Genomic DNA, 17,901 nt, shown 5'->3' on the forward strand with positions numbered 1-17,901 from the left:
AGGAGCCAGACCGTGACCAACGCCAGTCAGAATCGCAGCCGCTCCGGCCCGAGGACATCGAGCGGTGGCTTCAGTGTGGCCAAGCTGTTGCTCGAGGGCCGGGCGTTCCTGGCGCTGATCGTGATCATCGTCGTCTTCTCGATGCTGTCTCCCTATTACTTCTCGCTTGGCAATTTCCTCACCATGGCGTCGCATGTCGCCATTTTCGGCATCCTTGCGGTCGGCATGCTGCTGGTCATCCTCAACGGCGGCATCGATCTGTCGGTGGGGTCGACGCTCGGGCTGTCGGGGGTCGTCGCGGGATTCCTGATGCAGGGTGTGCAGTTGCAAATGCTCGGCGTCGTGCTGTTCCCCCCGGTCTGGGTCGTTGTGGTGCTGGTGTGCGCGCTGGGCGCACTGGTCGGCCTAGTCAACGGTGTCCTCATCGCCTGGCTGAAGGTGCCTGCCTTCGTTGCTACGCTGGGCATGCTGTATGTGGTGCGCGGCGCCGCGCTGCTGATGACAAACGGCCTGACCTACAACGACCTCGGCGGCAAGCCGGAACTGGGCAATACCGGCTTCGACTGGCTGGGCTTCAACCGGCTGTTCGGCATTCCCGTCGGCGTGCTGGTCATGATGGTCATCGCGATCATCGGCAGCATCATCCTCAACCGCACGGCCTTCGGTCGGTGGCTCTATGCCTCGGGCGGCAACGAGCGCGCGGCGGAACTCTCCGGCGTGCCGGTGAAGAAAGTGCAGGTGTCGGTGTACATGCTGTCCGGCATCTGCGCCTCGGTGGCCGGTCTCATCCTGTCCTCCGAGCTGACCTCGGCAGGACCGACCGCCGGCAATTCCTACGAATTGACCGCCATTGCGGCCGTCGTCATCGGCGGCGCGGCGCTCACCGGTGGTCGAGGCAACATCCGCGGAACGCTGGTCGGGGCCTTCGTCATCGGCTTCCTCTCCGATGGCCTCGTGATCATTGGCGTCTCCGCCTATTGGCAAACAGTGTTCACCGGCGCGGTCATCGTGTTGGCGGTGCTGCTCAACGCCATTCAGTATCGCCGTCGCGTCAAGCTCCCGGGCTCGACCGACGGCCCTTCGACTTCTCCGCAACAAGGCGGCAAGGCCCAGACGGCCGCTCCCGCTCACGAGAAGATTGCCGGCTGACCGGTACCATCGCTAACCAAGGAGGAAATTTCATGTATGGCAAGGCAAGAATTCTGATGCTCACGGCCTTTGCGCTGGCCGCTCCGGTCCTCGCAGGGTCGGTAACCGTAGCGTCGGCCGAAGGCCTCATCTCGATCATCGTCATCGATCCCGCCAACCCGTACTGGCTCACCGAAGGCAATGTGGCCAAGGCCGAGGCCGAAAAACTCGGCTACACCGCGACTGTCGGTGCATCGAAAGCCGACACGAATACGGAAAGCAGACTGATCGACACCGCGATCACCAACAAATCCGTGGCGATCATCCTCGATCCCGCTGATGCGAGCGGATCCATCGGCGCCGTGAAGAAGGCCATTGCCGCGAACATCCCGGTCTTCCTCGTCAATGCCGAGATCAACCAGGAGGGCCTGGCCAAGGCACAGCTCGTTTCCAACAACGCCCAGGGCGCCGCTCTGGGGGCACAGCAGTGGGTGACGAACATCGGCGAGACGGGCAACTACGTCGAACTTCTAGGCGCTCCGTCCGACAACAACGCCGCCACCCGGTCAAACGGATATGAAACCGTGATCAGCCAGTATCCGGACCTCAAGAAGGTCGGCTCGGAAGTCGCCAACTGGGACCGTACCCAGGGCCACGACAAGATGCAGAGCCTGCTTCAAGCCCACCCCGATATCATCGGCGTGACGAGCGGCAATGACGAGATGGCGCTCGGCGCGATCGCAGCGCTGAAAGAAGCCGGAAAACTGTCGAGCATCAAGGTCGGCGGCTTCGATGGCTCCCCGGATGCCGTCGCCGCGATCAAGGCGGGCGACTTGCAGTACACCGTGCTCCAGCCGGTCGCCGTCTACTCGGCGAAGGCCGTACAACAGGCCGATTCGTTTATAAGGACCGGCAAGACTGGGGCGCCGACCGAGAAGCAGCTGTTCGACTGCCTTCTCATCACCAAGGACAATGTCGACAAATACACGGCACCCTTCACGCTTTCGGAGTAAAAACGGGCGAGGAGTGTTCCTCGGGACACTCCTCGCCTCGCTCGTCTAACAGAGCGATTTCCGGGTCATCAGGACCTGGAGCGTCTTCATCCAGCGCAATCCCTCGTGGGTGCCGGCGCGCGGCCTGTATTCGCAGCCGACCCAGCCGGCATAGCCAAGCCGGTCCAACCCCGCGAATATGGCGCAATAGGCGATCTCGCCTTCGTCCGGCTCGGCGCGGCTGGGAACGGCGGCGATCTGCACATGGCCGATCATCGGCAAGTGTCGTTCGAGGCGTTTGAGGATGTCGCCTTCGCTGACGCCGACATGATAGACGTCGAACATGATCCGGATGTTGGACGCGCCGACGCGCTCGATCAATGCCGCCGCCTCGGCGATCGTCGAATAGAAATATCCCGGTTTGTCGCGCTGGTTGATCGGTTCCAGAAGCAGGGTCAGATCCGGGGCGGCAGCTGCCGCGAAGGCGAGATTGCGCGCGAAGACTTCGGTGGCTTCCGGCTTGGCCGCCGGTACGACGACACCGGCCATGACATGGACCGACGAAGCGCCGCTCTGGCGCGCATAGGCCGCGGCCTCGTGGAAGGTCTTGGCGAAATCCGACTGCCGGCCCGGCAGCGCACCGAGGCCGAAATCGCCCTTGGCGGCATCGCCGACAGGCGTGTTGATGTCGAGCAATCCCACGCCGTGCTTTTCACAAGCCTGCTTCACAAGCCCGGCCGGGACGTCATAGGGCCAATGCAGTTCAACCGCCTTGAAACCCGCCGATGCGGCTGCGGCGATGCGGTCCAGCAAGGGCCGGTCGGTCCAAAGGAAACCGAGATTCGCGGAAAATTTCGGCATGGTCACTTCAGCTTGAAATGCTGGTTGAGCTCGGCGATGGCGCCGGCCTCGAGATGGCGGACGCTCATGCCTCGCAAGATGACGGCAAGTTTTGCCGCCTCCTCGAGCTCCTCGATGGCGAAGACCGCCGCATCGAGCGAGGCGGCGGCTACCACAGGCCCATGGTTCTGCAAGAGGACGGCGGGATGACGCGCGGCAAGCGCGTCGATCAGCGGCTTGACCGCCTCCGAACCGGGGCGGGTGTAAGGCACCACCGGCACCTGTCCGACACGCATCACGACATAGGGCGTGATCGGCGGGATGGCGTCGGCCGGATCGACGTCGGAGAGACAGGAGAGCGCGGTCGCATAGGTCGAATGAAGATGAACCACGGCGCACGCCGCGGGCCGCTGGTCGTAAAAGCCGAAATGCAGCGGCAATTCCTTGGTCGGTGCGTCGCCCGAGACATGCTTGCCCGAGGCGTCGAGTTTCGACAGCCTGTCCGCGTCGAGGAAACCGAGGCAGGAATTGGTCGGCGTGAACAGGAACCCGTCGTCTAATCTCGCCGACATGTTGCCCGACGAGCCGGCGGTGAGGCCGCGCTCGAACAGCGATTTGCCCCATTTGACCAGATTGTCGCGGACTGCCTGTTCGCTCATGGCGTACCGATCCTTTGTACCGCTTTCTCGAAGAAATCATTGGCGCCGAAATTGCCGCTCTTGAGCGCGAGGCCAAGCGGGTCGCCGCGATCTGCCAGCAACGCCGGTACACCCGGGTCGATCTCTTCGCCAATTTGCAGGCTGCTGACGCCGAGCGCCTCGACCACGGCGCCGGATGTCTCGCCGCCGCCGACCACCACGCGGCGCACCCCGCCGTCGACGAGCCGGCGCACGAGCGTTGCGAAGAAACCCTCTACGGCCTCCGCCACCTCGGCGCGCCCGTAGCGCGCCTGGGCACCGGAAACGGCGGCGGCGTCGGCTGTCGAATAGATGATCGGCACCTGTTTTTGCCGCCAGAACCAATCGGCCGCGCGGTCGACGGTCATGGTTTTGTCCATGAGCGCGGCCGGATCGAGAGCGAGGCCTGGATGGGCGGCGAGATAGGCGGCGACCTGCGCCTGCGAAGCCTTCGAACAGGAGCCACACAGCACGACGGCCGGTCCGGCGGCGCTTGCGGCGGCGTGCGCTCTTCGCGAAAGCCGGCCTGCCTTGCGGAAATTCTCCGGCAGCCCCATCGCAATGCCGGAGCCGCCAGTCACGAGCCTGTGGTCGGCAAGCGCCTGACCGAGCAGTAGAAGATCGCCGTCCGCGACCGCATCGGCGACGACAAGCCGCCGTCCTTGTGCCTGCTGCTCAGCGAAGGCCTGCCCGATGGCCGACACACCGCCACGGACCGTATGCAGCGGCACCAACCCCACTTCGCCACGGGTCTGGAGCCGAAGCCAGCGGCGGATATCGGGGTCGGTCATCGGCGTCAGCGGATGGTTCTCCATGCCGGATTCGTTCAACAGCCCGTCGCCGACGAACAGATGGCCCATGAACAGCCGCCGCCCGGTCGCGGGAAAGGCCGGGCAGACGACCGCCACGTCCGCTTCGAGAAGGTCGAGCAGGGCTTCGGCGACCGGACCGATATTGCCTTTCGGGGTGGAATCGAATGTCGAGCAGTATTTGAAGACGATCTGTTCGCAGCCTTGCGCGAGCAGCCAGCGCGCGGCCTCAAGCGACTGGCGCACCGCTTCCTCGGCGGCGATCGATCGTGTCTTCAAGGCGACAACGCCTGCCTCGCAGCCGAACGGCGCCGGATCGGCTGTAATGCCGACGAATTGCGTCGTCGCCATGCCGCCCTTGGCAAGCGTATTGGCGAGATCGCTCGCACCGGTGAAATCGTCGGCGATGGCTCCCAGAAGCATGGTGGATCCCTAGAGCGGGGGGGTGCCGAGTGCAGCCGGCATTCCGGTCTCGCCGACAACGATGACGTTCTTGCTATGGGGAGGCGGCATCATATCACCGACAACTGGACCGTTAAGCAGTGCAGTAAAACCGTTCTCACATGGCTGTCACGCTAAAACTGAAACATGGGTCGTGATGATCGAATCCGCACGTGGCTCTACGGAGCGGCCGATGTGGCCCACCACATGTCGTTGAAACGCCACCTGGGCTAACCCATATATGCCTTGCGTCGGATGTTTCCTCCCATTGCGTCCGGCGCGTTCCCCTCTGGAGGTTTTGAACCTTCATGCTTGGCCGGACTTTAACAGTCCGGCCTTTTTTCTATTGGCCCGTGCGCGGCCTTGAACGATGACTGCAAGACCGGTGTCCACGAGCAAGCCATGGAACCGCACTTGGGCAAAGCGATGGGCAGCATCCAACCGGCATAACCTGCCCAAAGAGCGAGAAATGTCGGGTCATTTGATTTAGATCAAATGCAGGCGGTCGCGATCATAGGATGCGTTGAGAATCAGCAGTTTATCGAAGAGGTCGCGCCGATGGCGAACATCGTCTCCAGGCTTGTCAAGGAGTGCAATTTGACGCGAAGCAAGGGCGTGGACTTCCCCACGATCTGGCAGACCACACTGAAGGGACACGCATACGTTGCGGGCCCGCCGATGCAGGACCGAAATCAGGAGGGCCCGATCCTCAAGATTCCCCTGATTACGGGGCGCTATCTCATATTTGATGCTTCAGGCTTTCGACTTGACTGAATTCTGGCGCGATTTTTCGCACCTGGCAGGCGACGCGATTCATCGAAAGAGGCATAGCCCAGCACAGCCATGAAAAATGCAAAGACGACCAAGACGGCGATAGTGACCAGCAAGCTGTCCGTTGGCACGTTTGTTCTCCCCTTTAAAGACTGACTGAGGAGACTGCGCGAAAGGCCGAAACGCGTTGATCTGGATCAATCGAAGACAACGATCGATTGGCCGGTAGATGCCCGGCGACCAGATTTTGACGATTCCGGATTCCTGCTCAGGGACCGGATGTCGCCGGAACGCCGGGCCGAAACGCCGGTTTGGCGAAAGCATGGCGTGTTGCTTCTTGCGCAGTGCCGCTGCTCGATTTGAGCCACATCAAAGCGTCGCGGCCGGTTCGCGTCAATTATACCCTCGGCGTCGCCACCCAATCGGTGTTTGGCGATGGTCGTTTCAACTAGGGGTGTCGACCCGTGAAATCGCAGGCATTTCTCCCTCTTGCCACCTATCCCGACAGCAACTCGGATGTGATCGCATCCAATGCGACGGCGATTGCAGCATATCTGGACGCCGACCTTCATGCCGAAGTCATCAACGCCCATATTCCAGACGTTTCGAACGTCATGTCGCGGCTACTGCTCAAATTGCCGGAACTCATTCGCGAAGCCGAAGCCGCGAGCCGCCAGCGCGGCGAGCACCTGCTTGAGAGGATTCGTGAGGAAGCCGCAAGGAGGCCGGTGAGCCTGACGACCGGCGTATCGTCGGCCACGCTGGCGCTGATTGGCGAAGCCGCGGCGATAGAGGCACGTTATTTCGATATCTCGCTGCTCGGATGGGAGACCGACAATCCGACTTCGCGGGCTACCGCGGAAGCCGTCATGTTCGGATCCGGCCGCCCGGCCATCCTGTTGCCGGAGACCCCGGCCTTCGAGCCGATCGACCATGTTGCGATCGCCTGGGATGGGAGCCGGGTCGCGGCGCGCGCCGTTGCTGACGCCAAGCCATTCCTTGAGCGGGCATCCAAGATCACCGTGCTCACCATCGTCGGTGAGAAGCCCATCATGGAAGGCAATGGCGCCGAGCGCCTGGCAGCGGGCCTTGGGAAGAGGGGGCTGACGGCTGAGGCTGCCTCTATCGACGCTGACGAGCGCCCGGTTGGCATCGGTCTGCAATCGCATGCCATCGAGCGGGGAGCCAATCTGTTGGTGATGGGCGGTTACGGCCACTCCGTCGTTCGCGATTTTGTGCTGGGCGGGGCAACCGAGGATGTGCTCGATGACCTCAGGTTGCCGGTGCTGTTCTCACACTGAACCGCGTGTCCCGATGTGGAAATTGCCGGTGAACCCGTTGATGTGCTTGCCCGTGCGGGCCGACAGCGCCTTCACCGTAAGGGCACGGCAACGGTAGCTGCCCTTTTTCCGGGAACCGATTAGGCTTGCCTGGCTTGTGAAACGACGACAGATGCCTGACCTGAAACAAATGCCGGACTTGAAACAACTGAGATTGCTTGGCGTCCTGGCGGCGACAGCGCTCGGTCTGTATGTCTGCTATCTGCTGGCGCTGCCGTTTCTACCGGCTTTGACTTGGGCCCTCGTGTTGGCAATCGTCCTTTATCCGGCTCATCGGTGGGTCGAGGGAAGGCTCGGAAATCGAAATCTGGCGGCCCTGATATCGGTTGGCGTCGCGGCGATCGCCGTCGGCCTGCCGCTGGTATTCGTTGCACAGCAGCTCGTTCGCGAGGCGGTAAACGGAGCGACCTATCTGGAGGGGGTCATCCGGGGTTCGGACGCGGATGGTTTCATGTCGAACTATCCCACACTTTCGGCCGTTGCCCTGTGGATCGAGGACCAACTCGATCCGGCGGGCTCGGTCGCCGCACTTGTACAATGGCTGACGGGACAAAGCACGTCGCTGTTGCGCGTCTCGATCAATCAGGCCGTGATGTTCGTGCTGACATTCTACCTGCTGTTCTACTTCCTGCGGGACCGCGAACCCGCCCTGCGGGGGATCGAGGGTCTTTCGCCCCTGCGTGCTCCGGAGACGGCATACATGCTGTCCCGCTTTGCGGAGACGGTGCATGCGATCCTGATGGGTACCGTGCTCGTCGCCGCCGTGCAGGGAACGCTGGGCGGCCTGATGTTCTGGTGGCTCGGCCTGCCCACTCCGGTCTTCTGGGGGCTGGTGATGGGACTTCTGGCCATCGTGCCAGTGCTCGGCGCCTTCGTGATCTGGGTGCCGGCAGCGATCTATCTCGCATTGGAAGGGGCGTGGGTGAGCGCGGCGATACTGACGATCTGGGGCGGCGTCGTCGTCGCCGGCATCGACAATTTGCTCTATCCGATGCTTGTCGGGAGCCGGCTGCGGCTCCACACGTTGGTGGCCTTTATCGGCGCGGTCGGTGGCATCATCCTCTTCGGAGCATCAGGGCTCGTCCTCGGCCCTGCGGTGATCGCGGTCACCATCAGCCTCATCGATATCCTCAAGAACCGATTGAACGATCAACCCGAGGCGGCGCATTCGCCTGTTTGGCGCGCGACCTAGGCCATCTTCGCGAGAATGCGATTGGCGCGGTGCCGTGAAACGACAGGGCGCCAGTGCTTCGCTGGCGCCGGATGAGAACCGGCAAGGCCGCCGACATCATCGCGGTCGACGGCATTTGCTCGACATCACGACCCTCAAGAAGCCGATCCTGGTGATCAAGAAGGGGCGCTCGTTTTTGAACGCAAGAACCCTGATCGTCTGTCTCGTTCACATGTATAGGTACGAGTGGTTTTCATAAAGCGAACGCGGTGTGAGAGCCAAATGGCATGCCGACGAAAACCTACGTCATGGTCCGCAGTCGGGTGATGTAGCACTGCCGCGCCATCGATAGCGTCGGCGATGTGGTTGAATTCCGATCCAGCGCGCAACCGGATTTTCGGAGTCGGGCGGAAATGTCCTGGGGAGGCTCAAAACGCCTTGAAGGTCAGCGTCGTCAGCGAACGGACGATGCCCGGCACATTGGCGACATTCTCGTTGATGAATTTGCCGATATCGACGCCATCTTCGATGTAGACCTTCATCAGCAGGTCGTAATCACCGCTGGTCGAATAGAGTTCCGACGCGACCTCGCGCTCGAACAGCTCGTCGGCAACCTCGTAGGTCTTGCCAGGCGAACATTGAAGCTGCACGAAAACCGGTCTCATCGTATTCCTCGCACTGCAGTCCGGCCCTTCAGGCTACTGCCTCAGCAAATCCCCGGCCAGAGTCGGGCGTCGCCTTCAGCCTGTCAACAAGGTTCTCGTCAGGGCGTGGTCGGAATCGGCAAGCCCGTCGATGACGTTGAAATGGTGCCGGTCTGGCTCTTCGATAGCTGACGTCCATGCACCGAAGCCGGTCCAGATGTTGGCGAGCAGGGCGTTCTGACGGATGAATTCGGCACGCTCGCCCGCGCCGACCCAGCAGGCCAATCGCGCTCCCGCCATGGGCTCGAGCAGCGCCGGGCTTTCCGCCATTGCTTCTTCCCGGTCGATCTTGAGATCCGCATTGGCAGCGATGTTCATCAGCGGCCGCAGATCGTGGAGCCCGGAAATCGACACCGTGGATACAATCCGCCGCTGCACGTCCTGCGAAAGCGGCGCGGACGTCGTAATCATCCGCGACACGAGATGGCCGCCCGCGGAATGGCCGGCAAGGTGGATCGGCCCTCCTATCATCCTCGCGGCAGTCTCGATTGCCGCCGCGACTTCCGTCACTATGCCGGAGATGCGGATATCGGGACAGAGCGTGTAGGAGGGCATCGCGACTGCATGGCCGCGTGCGAGGCTGCCTCCCGCCAGATGCGACCAGAGACTTTTGTCGAGACGTACCCAGTAGCCACCATGAACGAACACGACGAGCCCTTTTGGCTCGCCTTCCGGCAGGAACAGGTCGAAGCGGTTGCGCGGCAGGTCGCCATAGGGAAGATCGAGCTTCATTCTTCCCTTAGCAGAGAGCTTGTCGCGAAATGCCTTGGCCTGCTCCGCCCACAGGCCGGGCCAGCGGTCGCCGCCCGGGATGTTGGGACCGTTCGCATAGGCGTCGTCCCAGTCTTCAACGCGACGATAGATCATTGCCATCTCCCGGTCGATGTCGGCCTTAATTGCCCGGCAGTGCCAACCTGTCCAGATACAGGAATATTTCAATCATGAAAGTTCATGCTTGAATAAAACCGGTTCGATGTCATCCTGCCGTCAAAACCAAGGGATTCCGGTGCCGCGCGGGTTACGAGAGAAGCTGCGATGGCAGGCTTTCCACCACCGGCCGGGCGCAGGCGATGGTCGACAGAGCGGTGTAGGCGGCGACGGCGTGCGCAAGGAGCACATCGTCGATCGCGAAATCCGCGGGCCTTGCAAATTACGAGGGCGCGTCGGAAGTCCGAGAAGTGATCGCGCGCCAGACAATGGGAGCATGAAGAACATGGATTGTCGCTTGTCGATTCAGCACCCTCACTCCAGGGTGGTTTGCGCAATCGTGGGAGTGGCGGCATGAAACTCGGACCAACCGCCTATACCGACACCTTCTGTCGTGACCACCTGCCGCCGCAGGACGAGTGGCCGGACCTGCCGCAGGATGGCTTCGACTATCCCGACTACCTGAATTGCGCGGTCGAACTGACCGACCGCATGGTGGAGAGGGGCTTCGGCGACCACACCGCGCTGATCGGCAATGGCCGCCGACGCACCTACAAGGAACTGACGGACTGGACCAACCGGCTTGCCCGCACACTGGTCGAAAACTATGGCGTCAAGCCCGGCAATCGCATCCTGATCCGCTCGCCCAACAACCCGGCGATGGTCGCATGCTGGCTGGCCGCAACCAAGGCTGGCGCGGTGGTGGTCAACACCATGCCGATGCTGCGCGCCGGCGAGTTGGCAAAGATCGTCGACAAGGCTGAGATCACACTTGCGCTTTGCGACACGCGCATCAAGGACGAGATCATCGCCTGCGCAAAGGATAGCCGCTTCCTGAAGCAGGTGGTCGGCTTCGACGGCACCGCCAACCATGACGCCGAACTCGACCGCGTTGCGCTCGACAAGCAGGTCAGGTTCGAGGCGGTGAAGACCGGCCGGGACGATGTTGCACTGCTTGGCTTCACCTCGGGCACCACCGGCGTGCCCAAGGCAACGATGCATTTCCATCGCGACATCCTGATCATCGCCGACGGCTATGCGAAGGAAATTCTGGGCGTCACGCCAGACGACGTCTTCGTCGGCTCGCCGCCGCTCGCCTTCACCTTCGGGCTCGGCGGGCTCGCGGTCTTCCCGCTGCGCTTCGGCGCTGCGGCGACGCTTCTGGAAAACGCGACGCCACCCAACATGGTCGAGATCATCGAGACGTATTACGCGACGATCTCGTTCACCGCACCGAGCGCCTATCGCGCCATGATGAAGGCAATGGACGAGGGCGCCAATCTCTCCTCGCTGCGCATCGCGGTCTCTGCCGGCGAGACGTTGCCCGCGCCTGTCTACGAGGAGTGGACGCAGAAGACTGGCAAGCCGATCCTCGATGGTATCGGCGCCACCGAAATGCTGCACATCTTCATCACCAATCGGCTCGACGATCGCATGCCGGGAGTGACCGGAAGGCCGGTAACCGGTTACGAGGCGAAGATCGTCGACGACCAGATGAACGAGATACCGCGCGGTACGATCGGCAAGCTCGCCGTGCGCGGTCCGACAGGCTGCCGCTACCTCTCCGACGAGCGCCAGCGGGAGTATGTCCGAGACGGCTGGAATCTGACCGGCGACGCCTTCATTCAGGATGAGGACGGACGCTTCCGCTTCGCCGCCCGCGCCGACGACATGATCCTGTCGTCTGGCTACAATATCGCGGGTCCGGAGGTGGAGGCCGCGCTGCTGGCTCACGACCTTGTGCTCGAATGCGCGGTCATCGGCGCGGCGGACGAGGAACGCGGCCAGATCGTCGAAGCGCATGTCGTGCTCGTCGAAGGCGCTTCGGCCGACGACGAGACGGCGCGGCTCCTGCAGGAGCACGTCAAGGCGGTCATCGCGCCGTACAAATATCCGCGCTCGGTCAAGTTCGTCACCACACTGCCGAAGACGCAGACAGGAAAGATCCAGCGCTTTCGCCTGCGCGATGAGCAAGGCTGATGGCAAGAACAGCGCAGGACAACGGCATCGATCATGTCATCGACGTCGGCACAGCGGGGGGTCATACCCCCAGCGAATACTGGAAGTGGAGCTTTTCCCAGGCCCTGGACAGCGAGGACGGAGTTCTGAACCATCGGCCGCACGGCGACCCAATAACAAAAACATTTCGTCCGGGCTGGCAAAGCCGCGGGGATTCTTTCATCGTGAAGGTCCCAGAGGGTCCAGACAACGATACAGATAACAACGGGAGTAACACTATGAAGAAACTGATTGCAGCAAGCCTCGTGGCGCTTTCCCTGGGCGTATCCGGTCTCGCGTCGGCCGAGCCGATCAAGGTCGGCATGATCACGACGCTTTCGGGCGGCGGCGCGGGCCTTGGCATCGATGTCCGCGACGGCTTCATGCTGGCGCTCAAAAAGGCCGGCAACAGCGAGATCGAGGTCGTGATCGAGGATGACGGCCAGAAGCCGGAACTCGCGGTGCAGATCGCCGACAAGATGATCCAGTCCGACCAGGTCGATATCCTGACCGGGATCATCTGGTCGAATCTAGCCATGGCCGTTGTTCCGAGCGCGGTTGCGCAGGGCAAATTCTACCTGTCGCCGAATGCCGGACCCTCGGCGCTGGCCGGCGCGCAGTGCCACGAGAATTATTTCAACGTCGCCTGGCAAAACGACAATCTGCACGAGGCCATGGGCCAGTACGCCAACCAGGATTACAAGAAGACTTTCATCATGGCGCCGAACTATCCCGCCGGGACAGACGCCCTGACCGGCTTCAAGCGCTTCTACAAGGGCGAGCTTGCCGGCGAAATCTACACTCAGGTCGGCCAGACGGATTATGCCGCGGAGATCGCGCAGATCCGCGCCTCCGGCGCCGACTCCGTGTTCTTCTTCCTGCCGGGCGGCATGGGCATCGCCTTCATGAAGCAGTATGCCCAGTCCGACGTCGGCATCCCGATCATGGGTCCCGGCTTCTCGCTCAGCCAGGACATCCTCGCCGCGGTTGGTGATGCTGCCTTGGGCGTCAAAAACTCCTCACAGTGGAACAAGGACATCGACAATGAAGCCAACAAGGCCTTCGTCGCGGCCTTTCAGGCCGAATACGGGCGTCTGCCCTCGCTCTACGCCAGCCAGGGCTACGACACGGCGAACCTTATCCTCTCGGCCGCAGCCAAGGCGAGCGTCAAGGATGCCGACGCCTTTCGCGCCGCGCTGAAGGAAGCCGATTTCGAGTCGGTGCGCGGAGACTTCGAGTTCGGCAACAACAACCATCCGATCCAGACCATCTATGTGCGCGAGGTGATTAAGGATAACGGCGGCCTCACCAACAAGATTATCGGCACCGCCTTCGAGAAACACCAGGACGCCTACGCGGCCGACTGCGGGATGAAATGATCATGCCTTCTCTCCGCTTGCGGGGAGACGGTACCGGCAGGGGATGATGAGCCGTATCTCCTGCCGGCTTCCCTGTGGCCTCCAACCCTCGCCCTCTGCCGCACGGCAGCGACTTGGTCTGCCCGTGTTGCGGCCCAATTTGACCAGAAGAGCCTGACCGACCTTGCAAACCGCTCTTTTCATCGAACAGGTCCTCAACGGGCTGCAGCTCGGCGTGATGCTGTTCCTCATGGCCGCCGGCCTGACTCTCATCTTCGGCGTCATGGGGCTGATCAACCTTGCCCATGGATCGCTCTACATGGTCGGCGCCTTCGCGTGCGCCACAGTCGCGGCCGCCACCGGCTCGTTCTGGCTCGGGCTCGCCGCCAGCCTCGCGGCGGCGGCTGCCGCCGGCGCGATCATCGAGATCCTTGTCATTCGTCGTCTCTACGAGCGCGACCATCTCGACCAGGTGCTGGCGACCTTCGCATTGATCCTGATCTTTTCCGAAGGTACGCGCTGGCTGTTCGGCTCTTTTCCGCTCTATCTCGACATTCCGCCACTGCTTCGGGGCACCGTGCCAATCCCCGGCGGTTCGCGGTATCAGCTCTACCGCCTCGCGATCATCGGCGTCGGCGTCGCGGTGGCGGTTGGGCTTTTCCTGCTGATCTCCAAGACGCGGCTCGGCATGCGAATCCGCGCCGGTGAATCCGATCGCGAAATGATCGGTGCGCTCGGCGTCGACATCCGTACGCTCTATACCGTCGTCTTTGCGCTCGGAGCGGCGCTGGCCGGGCTCGCCGGCGCGCTGGTCGGCGCGCTGCAGTCGGTGCAGGTCGGCATGGGCGAGCCGGTGCTCATCCTTGCCTTCGTCGTCATAGTGATCGGCGGCATCGGCTCGATCAAGGGCGCGCTCGTGGGAGCACTCCTCGTCGGCCTCGTCGACACGATGGGGCGCTTCCTGCTGCCACAACTCTTCGGCCTCCTCATGAACCCATCGCAGGCCGGCCTCGTCGGCGGCGCGTTGGCCTCGATGCTAATCTACATCGTCATGGCGGTCATCCTCTGGGTGCGGCCACAGGGCCTGTTCGCGGCGAGGGGATGAACCGATGACGATCTCCCGCGAAACCGCGATCAACGTAACGCTGGCCCTGATCCTGCTGGCGATGCCTTTTTTGGCGCTCCAGCTCGGCAAGCCTTTCTATGTAACGCTGGCCACTCGGATGGCGATCCTCGGTCTCGCCGCGGTCGGGCTTAACCTGGCGCTTGGCCTAGGCGGGCTGGTCTCGTTCGGCCATGCCGCCTTCTTCGGCGTCGGCGGTTACGCGGCTGGCATTCTCGCGAGCCACGCCTTTGCCGGCCAGCCGCTCAACCTTGGCCTGTTCGCCCTGCCGGGCACCAACCAGATGCTGGTGGTCTGGTCGGTGGCGGTTCTCGCGGGCGGGCTGCTGGCGGCCGCCATCGGCGTGATCAGCCTGCGCACCTCCGGCGTCTACTTCATCATGATCACGTTGGCCTTCGCACAGATGACCTACTATTTCGCGATCTCCTGGCCCGCCTATGGCGGCGAGGATGGACTGTCGATCACTATCCGCAATGTGGTGCCGGGCATAAACACGCTCATACCGATCAACTATTTCCTCGTCTGCTACGCTTTGCTTCTGACGGCGCTCCTGATCTTCGCGCTGATCAGGGGTTCGCGCTTCGGTGCCGCGCTCCAGGCATCCCGTCAGAACAAACTGCGCGTTGCGTCGATCGGCATCGCGCCGTTTCGGATAGGGCTCGTCGCCTTCATTATCTCCGGCATGATCACGGCGCTCTCCGGTGCGCTTTATGCCGACCTCAACCGCTTCGTGAGCCCGTCGATGCTGTCCTGGCACATGTCGGGCGAACTCATCATCATCGTCGTTCTCGGGGGCGTCGGCCGGCTGTGGGGACCGGTGGCGGGCGCGATGCTGTTCGTGGTGTTCGAATTCGTCCTCGGCGGGCTGACCGAACGCTGGCAGTTCTTCCTCGGCCTCGCTCTCCTGGCCGTCGTGCTGTTCGCCCGTGGCGGACTTGTCGGATTTCTCGCGGGGAGAATGCGTCATGGCTGATGCCGTCCTCGCTGTCCGCAACCTGTGCAAGAGCTTCGGCGCGTTGAAGGCCACCGAGAATGTGAGCCTCGACCTGAAGCCGGGCGAGATCCATGCATTGATCGGCCCTAACGGGGCGGGCAAGTCGACCCTTATCCATCAGATCGCAGGCACGCTGGCGCCCGACAGCGGCGACATCGACTTTCTCGGCCGGCCGGTCGGCCATCTCGGCGTTGTCGAACGCGCCCGGATGGGATTAGGACGATCCTTCCAGGTCTCGTCGCTGGCGCCGGAATTCTCCGCTTTGCGCAACGTCATGCTCGCCGTCCAGTCGCGACAGGGCTCGTCCTTCCGTTTCTTCCGGCCGGTGATGGGCGATGCGTCGCTCATCGAGCCCGCAATGGCGTCGCTCGAGCGGGTTGGGCTGGCGACGCGCGCACGCGTTCCGGCCGCCGAGCTTTCGCACGGCGAGCGGCGCCAGCTCGAGATCGCCATCGCGCTGGCGCTCGGCTCGCAAGCCTTCCTGCTCGATGAGCCGATGGCTGGCATGGGGCCGGAAGGCTCGCGCTCGCTGACGGGCTTTCTCGACAGGCTGCGCGAGGAAGCGCCGATCCTCCTGGTCGAGCACGACATGGATGCGGTCTTCGCGCTTGCCGACCGGGTCTCCGTTCTCGTCTACGGGCGCATCATCGCTTCCGGCACGGTCGATCAGGTCCGTACCGATCCGGAAGTGCGGCGCGCCTATCTGGGAGATCCGGCATGAGCCTCCTCGAGATCGCCGGACTGGAAACCTTCTACGGTGCGAGCCAGGCTCTATTCAGTGTCGAACTCGACGTCGCCGAGGGCGAGGTCGTGGCGCTGATGGGCCGTAACGGCATGGGCAAGACGACCACGATCCGTTCGATCCTGGCGCTCAATCCGGCGCGATCCGGAACAATCCATTTCGCCGGAAGGGAGACCCAGGCGATGCGTCCGCACCGCATTGCGCGGCTCGGCATCGGGCTGGTGCCGGAGGGGCGGCGCTGCTTTCCCAACCTCACCGTTGCGGAAAATCTCTCCGCGGCCGCGCGCCCCGGCCGCTGGTCGCTTGCGGAGATCAACGGACTGTTTCCGCGGCTCGCCGAACGGCGCGACCAGATGGCACGGACGCTTTCCGGCGGTGAGCAGCAGATGCTGGCGATCGGCCGCGCACTGATGACCAATCCGCGCCTGCTTATCCTCGATGAGGCGACCGAGGGATTGGCGCCGGTGATCCGACACGACATCTGGACGGTCATCCGTACGCTCAAGGCGGAAGGGCAGTCGATCCTGATCGTCGACAAGACGCTTGCCGAATTGCTGCCATCCACCGACCGCTGTTTTGTGCTCGAAAAGGGAACGACGGTTTGGACCGGCCGTCCCGCCGACCTCACGCCTGAACTGCAGGATCGCTATCTCGGCGTCTGATTGCGCATGGATGCGCAGCCGTCACGGGAGGACTCTCATGGTGGCATCGAACAAGAAATTGCGTCGTAGGGTGTCGGCGAGAGACCCGAAGCTGATGCTGGGCGGTCTTGATTGCGTGAAGACCGACGTCATCTCGGTGCCGTTGATCCACGATTCCAAGATCGACGGCTATTTTCTGACCAAGCTCGTCTACACGGTCGAGCCGGAGCAGATAAAAAAGCTGTCGATACCGGCCGCTTATGACCGATCAGGTCTACTCCTATCCCTATTCCAATCGTCGGATCGACTTCACCAAGAAGGAAACGATCGACCTCGACGCCTTCCGCAAAGCCATCCGCGATACTATCAACACTCGCGTAGGCGCCGATCTGGTGCATGAGGTGCTGATCGACCAGGTCAACTTTCCTGTCCAAGGACGAAATCCGCGACAACGCCATTCGCCGTCGCCGAGACGCACGCCCGACGGCAACGGAACCGACCAAGACATTGAAGGGACACTAACCACGCCATAGGTTGGGCTGCCGCAAGTAGTCTGTCGGTGAGGTGATTCGTTCGCCCGGTAGCAAGCGAGGCGAGGTCATCGCCGCGCTACGCGGCGAACTGATCGGCATCCTTGACTTGGCCAATCCTCAGCAAAACCGATCGGATCGGAGAAAGTTGGACAAAGGTCGAAGCCAGTCATCGCAACCAGCGCCGTTGAACCGCAGTCTTCTACGGTCTTTGATCTTCAGGGATCTGCCAATCGGCGTCGATTTGCGCACGGGACCGCAATCAACGACGCTCAATGGGCATTGTGGCCGAACTGGACCAGGTACCCGCGGCGACCGGTGTGATCGCGCTGCATCCCGCGGTGCTGGCACGCTACGAGGAACAACTAAACCAACTTCAAACGGGGCTTGCCAAAGGCATTGTGGGTGGCGATTCCGAATCCGCCGAGGCGATGCGGGACTTAGTCGAAACCGTTACTGTGTTTCGAGATCCATCGAGGATCGGCATCAAGGAAGTCGACGACGGCATTTGGCTCGTCTCCTTCATGCACTATGATTTGGGATATATCGACCTGGAACAGAGGACCTTGCAAGCAATCGACAACCCGTTCGGCACGAGGTTGTCACCCATTGGACTGCACCCCTTCGGTGAGACAGTAATCAGTAACAGTTCTCCTTGTTGTGGATTGCGTTTGGTGTCTTTTGCCGTAGTTGCATGAGACTGGTCTCGTGTGCG

Annotated in this window: 18 protein-coding genes and 1 pseudogene; 14 read left to right on the forward strand and 5 right to left on the reverse strand. The window is 62.3% G+C overall.

Annotated features, from left to right (window positions below):
* The first annotated feature begins 75 nt into the window (after positions 1 to 75).
* Both IQ26_RS11000 and IQ26_RS11005 read left to right on the forward strand, forming a co-directional pair.
* Complete coding sequence (locus tag IQ26_RS11000) at positions 76 to 1,149, forward strand: ABC transporter permease (RefSeq protein WP_407660283.1); 1,074 nt, start codon at positions 76 to 78, stop codon at positions 1,147 to 1,149.
* A gap of 32 nt (positions 1,150 to 1,181) precedes the next feature.
* On the forward strand, positions 1,182 to 2,141 hold the full coding sequence (locus IQ26_RS11005; protein ID WP_162457931.1) for a D-ribose ABC transporter substrate-binding protein: 960 nt from the start codon (positions 1,182 to 1,184) through the stop codon (positions 2,139 to 2,141).
* 45 nt (positions 2,142 to 2,186) lie between these two features.
* On the opposite strand, the gene IQ26_RS11010 is transcribed toward IQ26_RS11005, so the two are convergent.
* The 3 genes from IQ26_RS11010 to otnK are packed head-to-tail and all read right to left on the reverse strand — an operon-like array spanning position 2,187 to position 4,869.
* The gene (locus IQ26_RS11010) at positions 2,187 to 2,981 is read right to left on the reverse strand and encodes a hydroxypyruvate isomerase family protein (protein ID WP_145716739.1); all 795 of its coding nucleotides are present in this window, start codon (positions 2,979 to 2,981) and stop codon (positions 2,187 to 2,189) included.
* Positions 2,982 to 2,983: 2 nt separating this feature from the next.
* Positions 2,984 to 3,619 (reverse strand): 3-oxo-tetronate 4-phosphate decarboxylase, encoded by a 636-nt coding sequence (otnC, locus tag IQ26_RS11015; protein WP_145716741.1) that lies wholly within the window; start codon positions 3,617 to 3,619, stop codon positions 2,984 to 2,986.
* Positions 3,616 to 4,869 (reverse strand): 3-oxo-tetronate kinase, encoded by a 1,254-nt coding sequence (gene otnK, locus IQ26_RS11020; RefSeq protein WP_145716743.1) that lies wholly within the window; start codon positions 4,867 to 4,869, stop codon positions 3,616 to 3,618. Before otnK ends, otnC begins: the two co-directional genes overlap by 4 nt.
* Positions 4,870 to 5,382: 513 nt before the next feature.
* On the opposite strand from otnK, the gene IQ26_RS11025 reads away from it, so the two are divergent.
* The 4 genes from IQ26_RS11025 to IQ26_RS11040 all read left to right on the forward strand — a co-directional run bounded on the left by IQ26_RS11025 (position 5,383) and on the right by IQ26_RS11040 (position 8,428).
* Positions 5,383 to 5,661 (forward strand): hypothetical protein, encoded by a 279-nt coding sequence (locus tag IQ26_RS11025; protein ID WP_145716745.1) that lies wholly within the window; start codon positions 5,383 to 5,385, stop codon positions 5,659 to 5,661.
* 461 nt (positions 5,662 to 6,122) lie between these two features.
* Complete coding sequence (locus tag IQ26_RS11030; RefSeq protein WP_145716747.1) at positions 6,123 to 6,959, forward strand: universal stress protein; 837 nt, start codon at positions 6,123 to 6,125, stop codon at positions 6,957 to 6,959.
* Between the two features lie 151 nt (positions 6,960 to 7,110).
* The gene (locus tag IQ26_RS11035) at positions 7,111 to 8,190 is read left to right on the forward strand and encodes an AI-2E family transporter (RefSeq protein ID WP_145716749.1); all 1,080 of its coding nucleotides are present in this window, start codon (positions 7,111 to 7,113) and stop codon (positions 8,188 to 8,190) included.
* A gap of 34 nt (positions 8,191 to 8,224) precedes the next feature.
* Entirely contained in the window at positions 8,225 to 8,428 is a 204-nt protein-coding gene (locus IQ26_RS11040; protein WP_145716751.1) for a hypothetical protein, read from the forward strand.
* A 169-nt stretch (positions 8,429 to 8,597) separates the two neighbouring features.
* Here the strand turns inward: IQ26_RS11040 and IQ26_RS11045 are convergent, their stop codons facing one another.
* Together IQ26_RS11045 and IQ26_RS11050 are read right to left on the reverse strand one after the other, a co-directional pair.
* A complete protein-coding gene (locus IQ26_RS11045) occupies positions 8,598 to 8,834 on the reverse strand; it encodes an Lrp/AsnC ligand binding domain-containing protein (RefSeq protein ID WP_145716754.1) in 237 nt (78 codons plus the stop codon).
* 75 nt (positions 8,835 to 8,909) lie between these two features.
* The gene (locus tag IQ26_RS11050) at positions 8,910 to 9,740 is read right to left on the reverse strand and encodes an alpha/beta hydrolase (protein ID WP_145716756.1); all 831 of its coding nucleotides are present in this window, start codon (positions 9,738 to 9,740) and stop codon (positions 8,910 to 8,912) included.
* Positions 9,741 to 10,154: 414 nt separating this feature from the next.
* Here IQ26_RS11050 and IQ26_RS11055 point away from each other — a divergent pair, with 414 nt between their 5' ends.
* From IQ26_RS11055 to IQ26_RS39935, 8 genes and pseudogenes are all read left to right on the forward strand, one after another.
* Entirely contained in the window at positions 10,155 to 11,780 is a 1,626-nt protein-coding gene (locus tag IQ26_RS11055) for an AMP-binding protein (RefSeq protein ID WP_145716758.1), read from the forward strand.
* Positions 11,781 to 12,037: 257 nt separating this feature from the next.
* Positions 12,038 to 13,177, forward strand: a complete 1,140-nt coding sequence (locus tag IQ26_RS11060) for an ABC transporter substrate-binding protein (RefSeq protein WP_145716760.1) — start codon at positions 12,038 to 12,040, stop codon at positions 13,175 to 13,177.
* A gap of 163 nt (positions 13,178 to 13,340) precedes the next feature.
* Positions 13,341 to 14,261: a branched-chain amino acid ABC transporter permease gene (locus tag IQ26_RS11065; protein ID WP_145716762.1), complete on the forward strand. Its 921-nt coding sequence runs from the start codon at positions 13,341 to 13,343 to the stop codon at positions 14,259 to 14,261.
* Between the two features lie 10 nt (positions 14,262 to 14,271).
* On the forward strand, positions 14,272 to 15,252 hold the full coding sequence (locus IQ26_RS11070) for a branched-chain amino acid ABC transporter permease (RefSeq protein WP_145716877.1): 981 nt from the start codon (positions 14,272 to 14,274) through the stop codon (positions 15,250 to 15,252).
* Positions 15,245 to 15,994: an ABC transporter ATP-binding protein gene (locus IQ26_RS11075; RefSeq protein ID WP_145716764.1), complete on the forward strand. Its 750-nt coding sequence runs from the start codon at positions 15,245 to 15,247 to the stop codon at positions 15,992 to 15,994. Before IQ26_RS11070 ends, IQ26_RS11075 begins: the two co-directional genes overlap by 8 nt.
* Positions 15,991 to 16,677 (forward strand): ABC transporter ATP-binding protein, encoded by a 687-nt coding sequence (locus IQ26_RS11080; RefSeq protein ID WP_145716766.1) that lies wholly within the window; start codon positions 15,991 to 15,993, stop codon positions 16,675 to 16,677. The genes IQ26_RS11075 and IQ26_RS11080 overlap by 4 nt, the downstream gene beginning before the upstream one ends.
* 239 nt (positions 16,678 to 16,916) lie before the next feature.
* Positions 16,917 to 17,189, forward strand: a complete 273-nt coding sequence (locus IQ26_RS41430) for a hypothetical protein (protein ID WP_407660282.1) — start codon at positions 16,917 to 16,919, stop codon at positions 17,187 to 17,189.
* Between the two features lie 473 nt (positions 17,190 to 17,662).
* Positions 17,663 to 17,797, forward strand: a pseudogene (locus IQ26_RS39935) (transposase); the annotation flags it as partial.
* Between the last annotated feature and the right edge of the window lie 104 nt (positions 17,798 to 17,901).

It is taken from the genome of Mesorhizobium tianshanense (genome assembly GCF_007830515.1).
GTDB lineage: Bacteria > Pseudomonadota > Alphaproteobacteria > Rhizobiales > Rhizobiaceae > Mesorhizobium > Mesorhizobium tianshanense.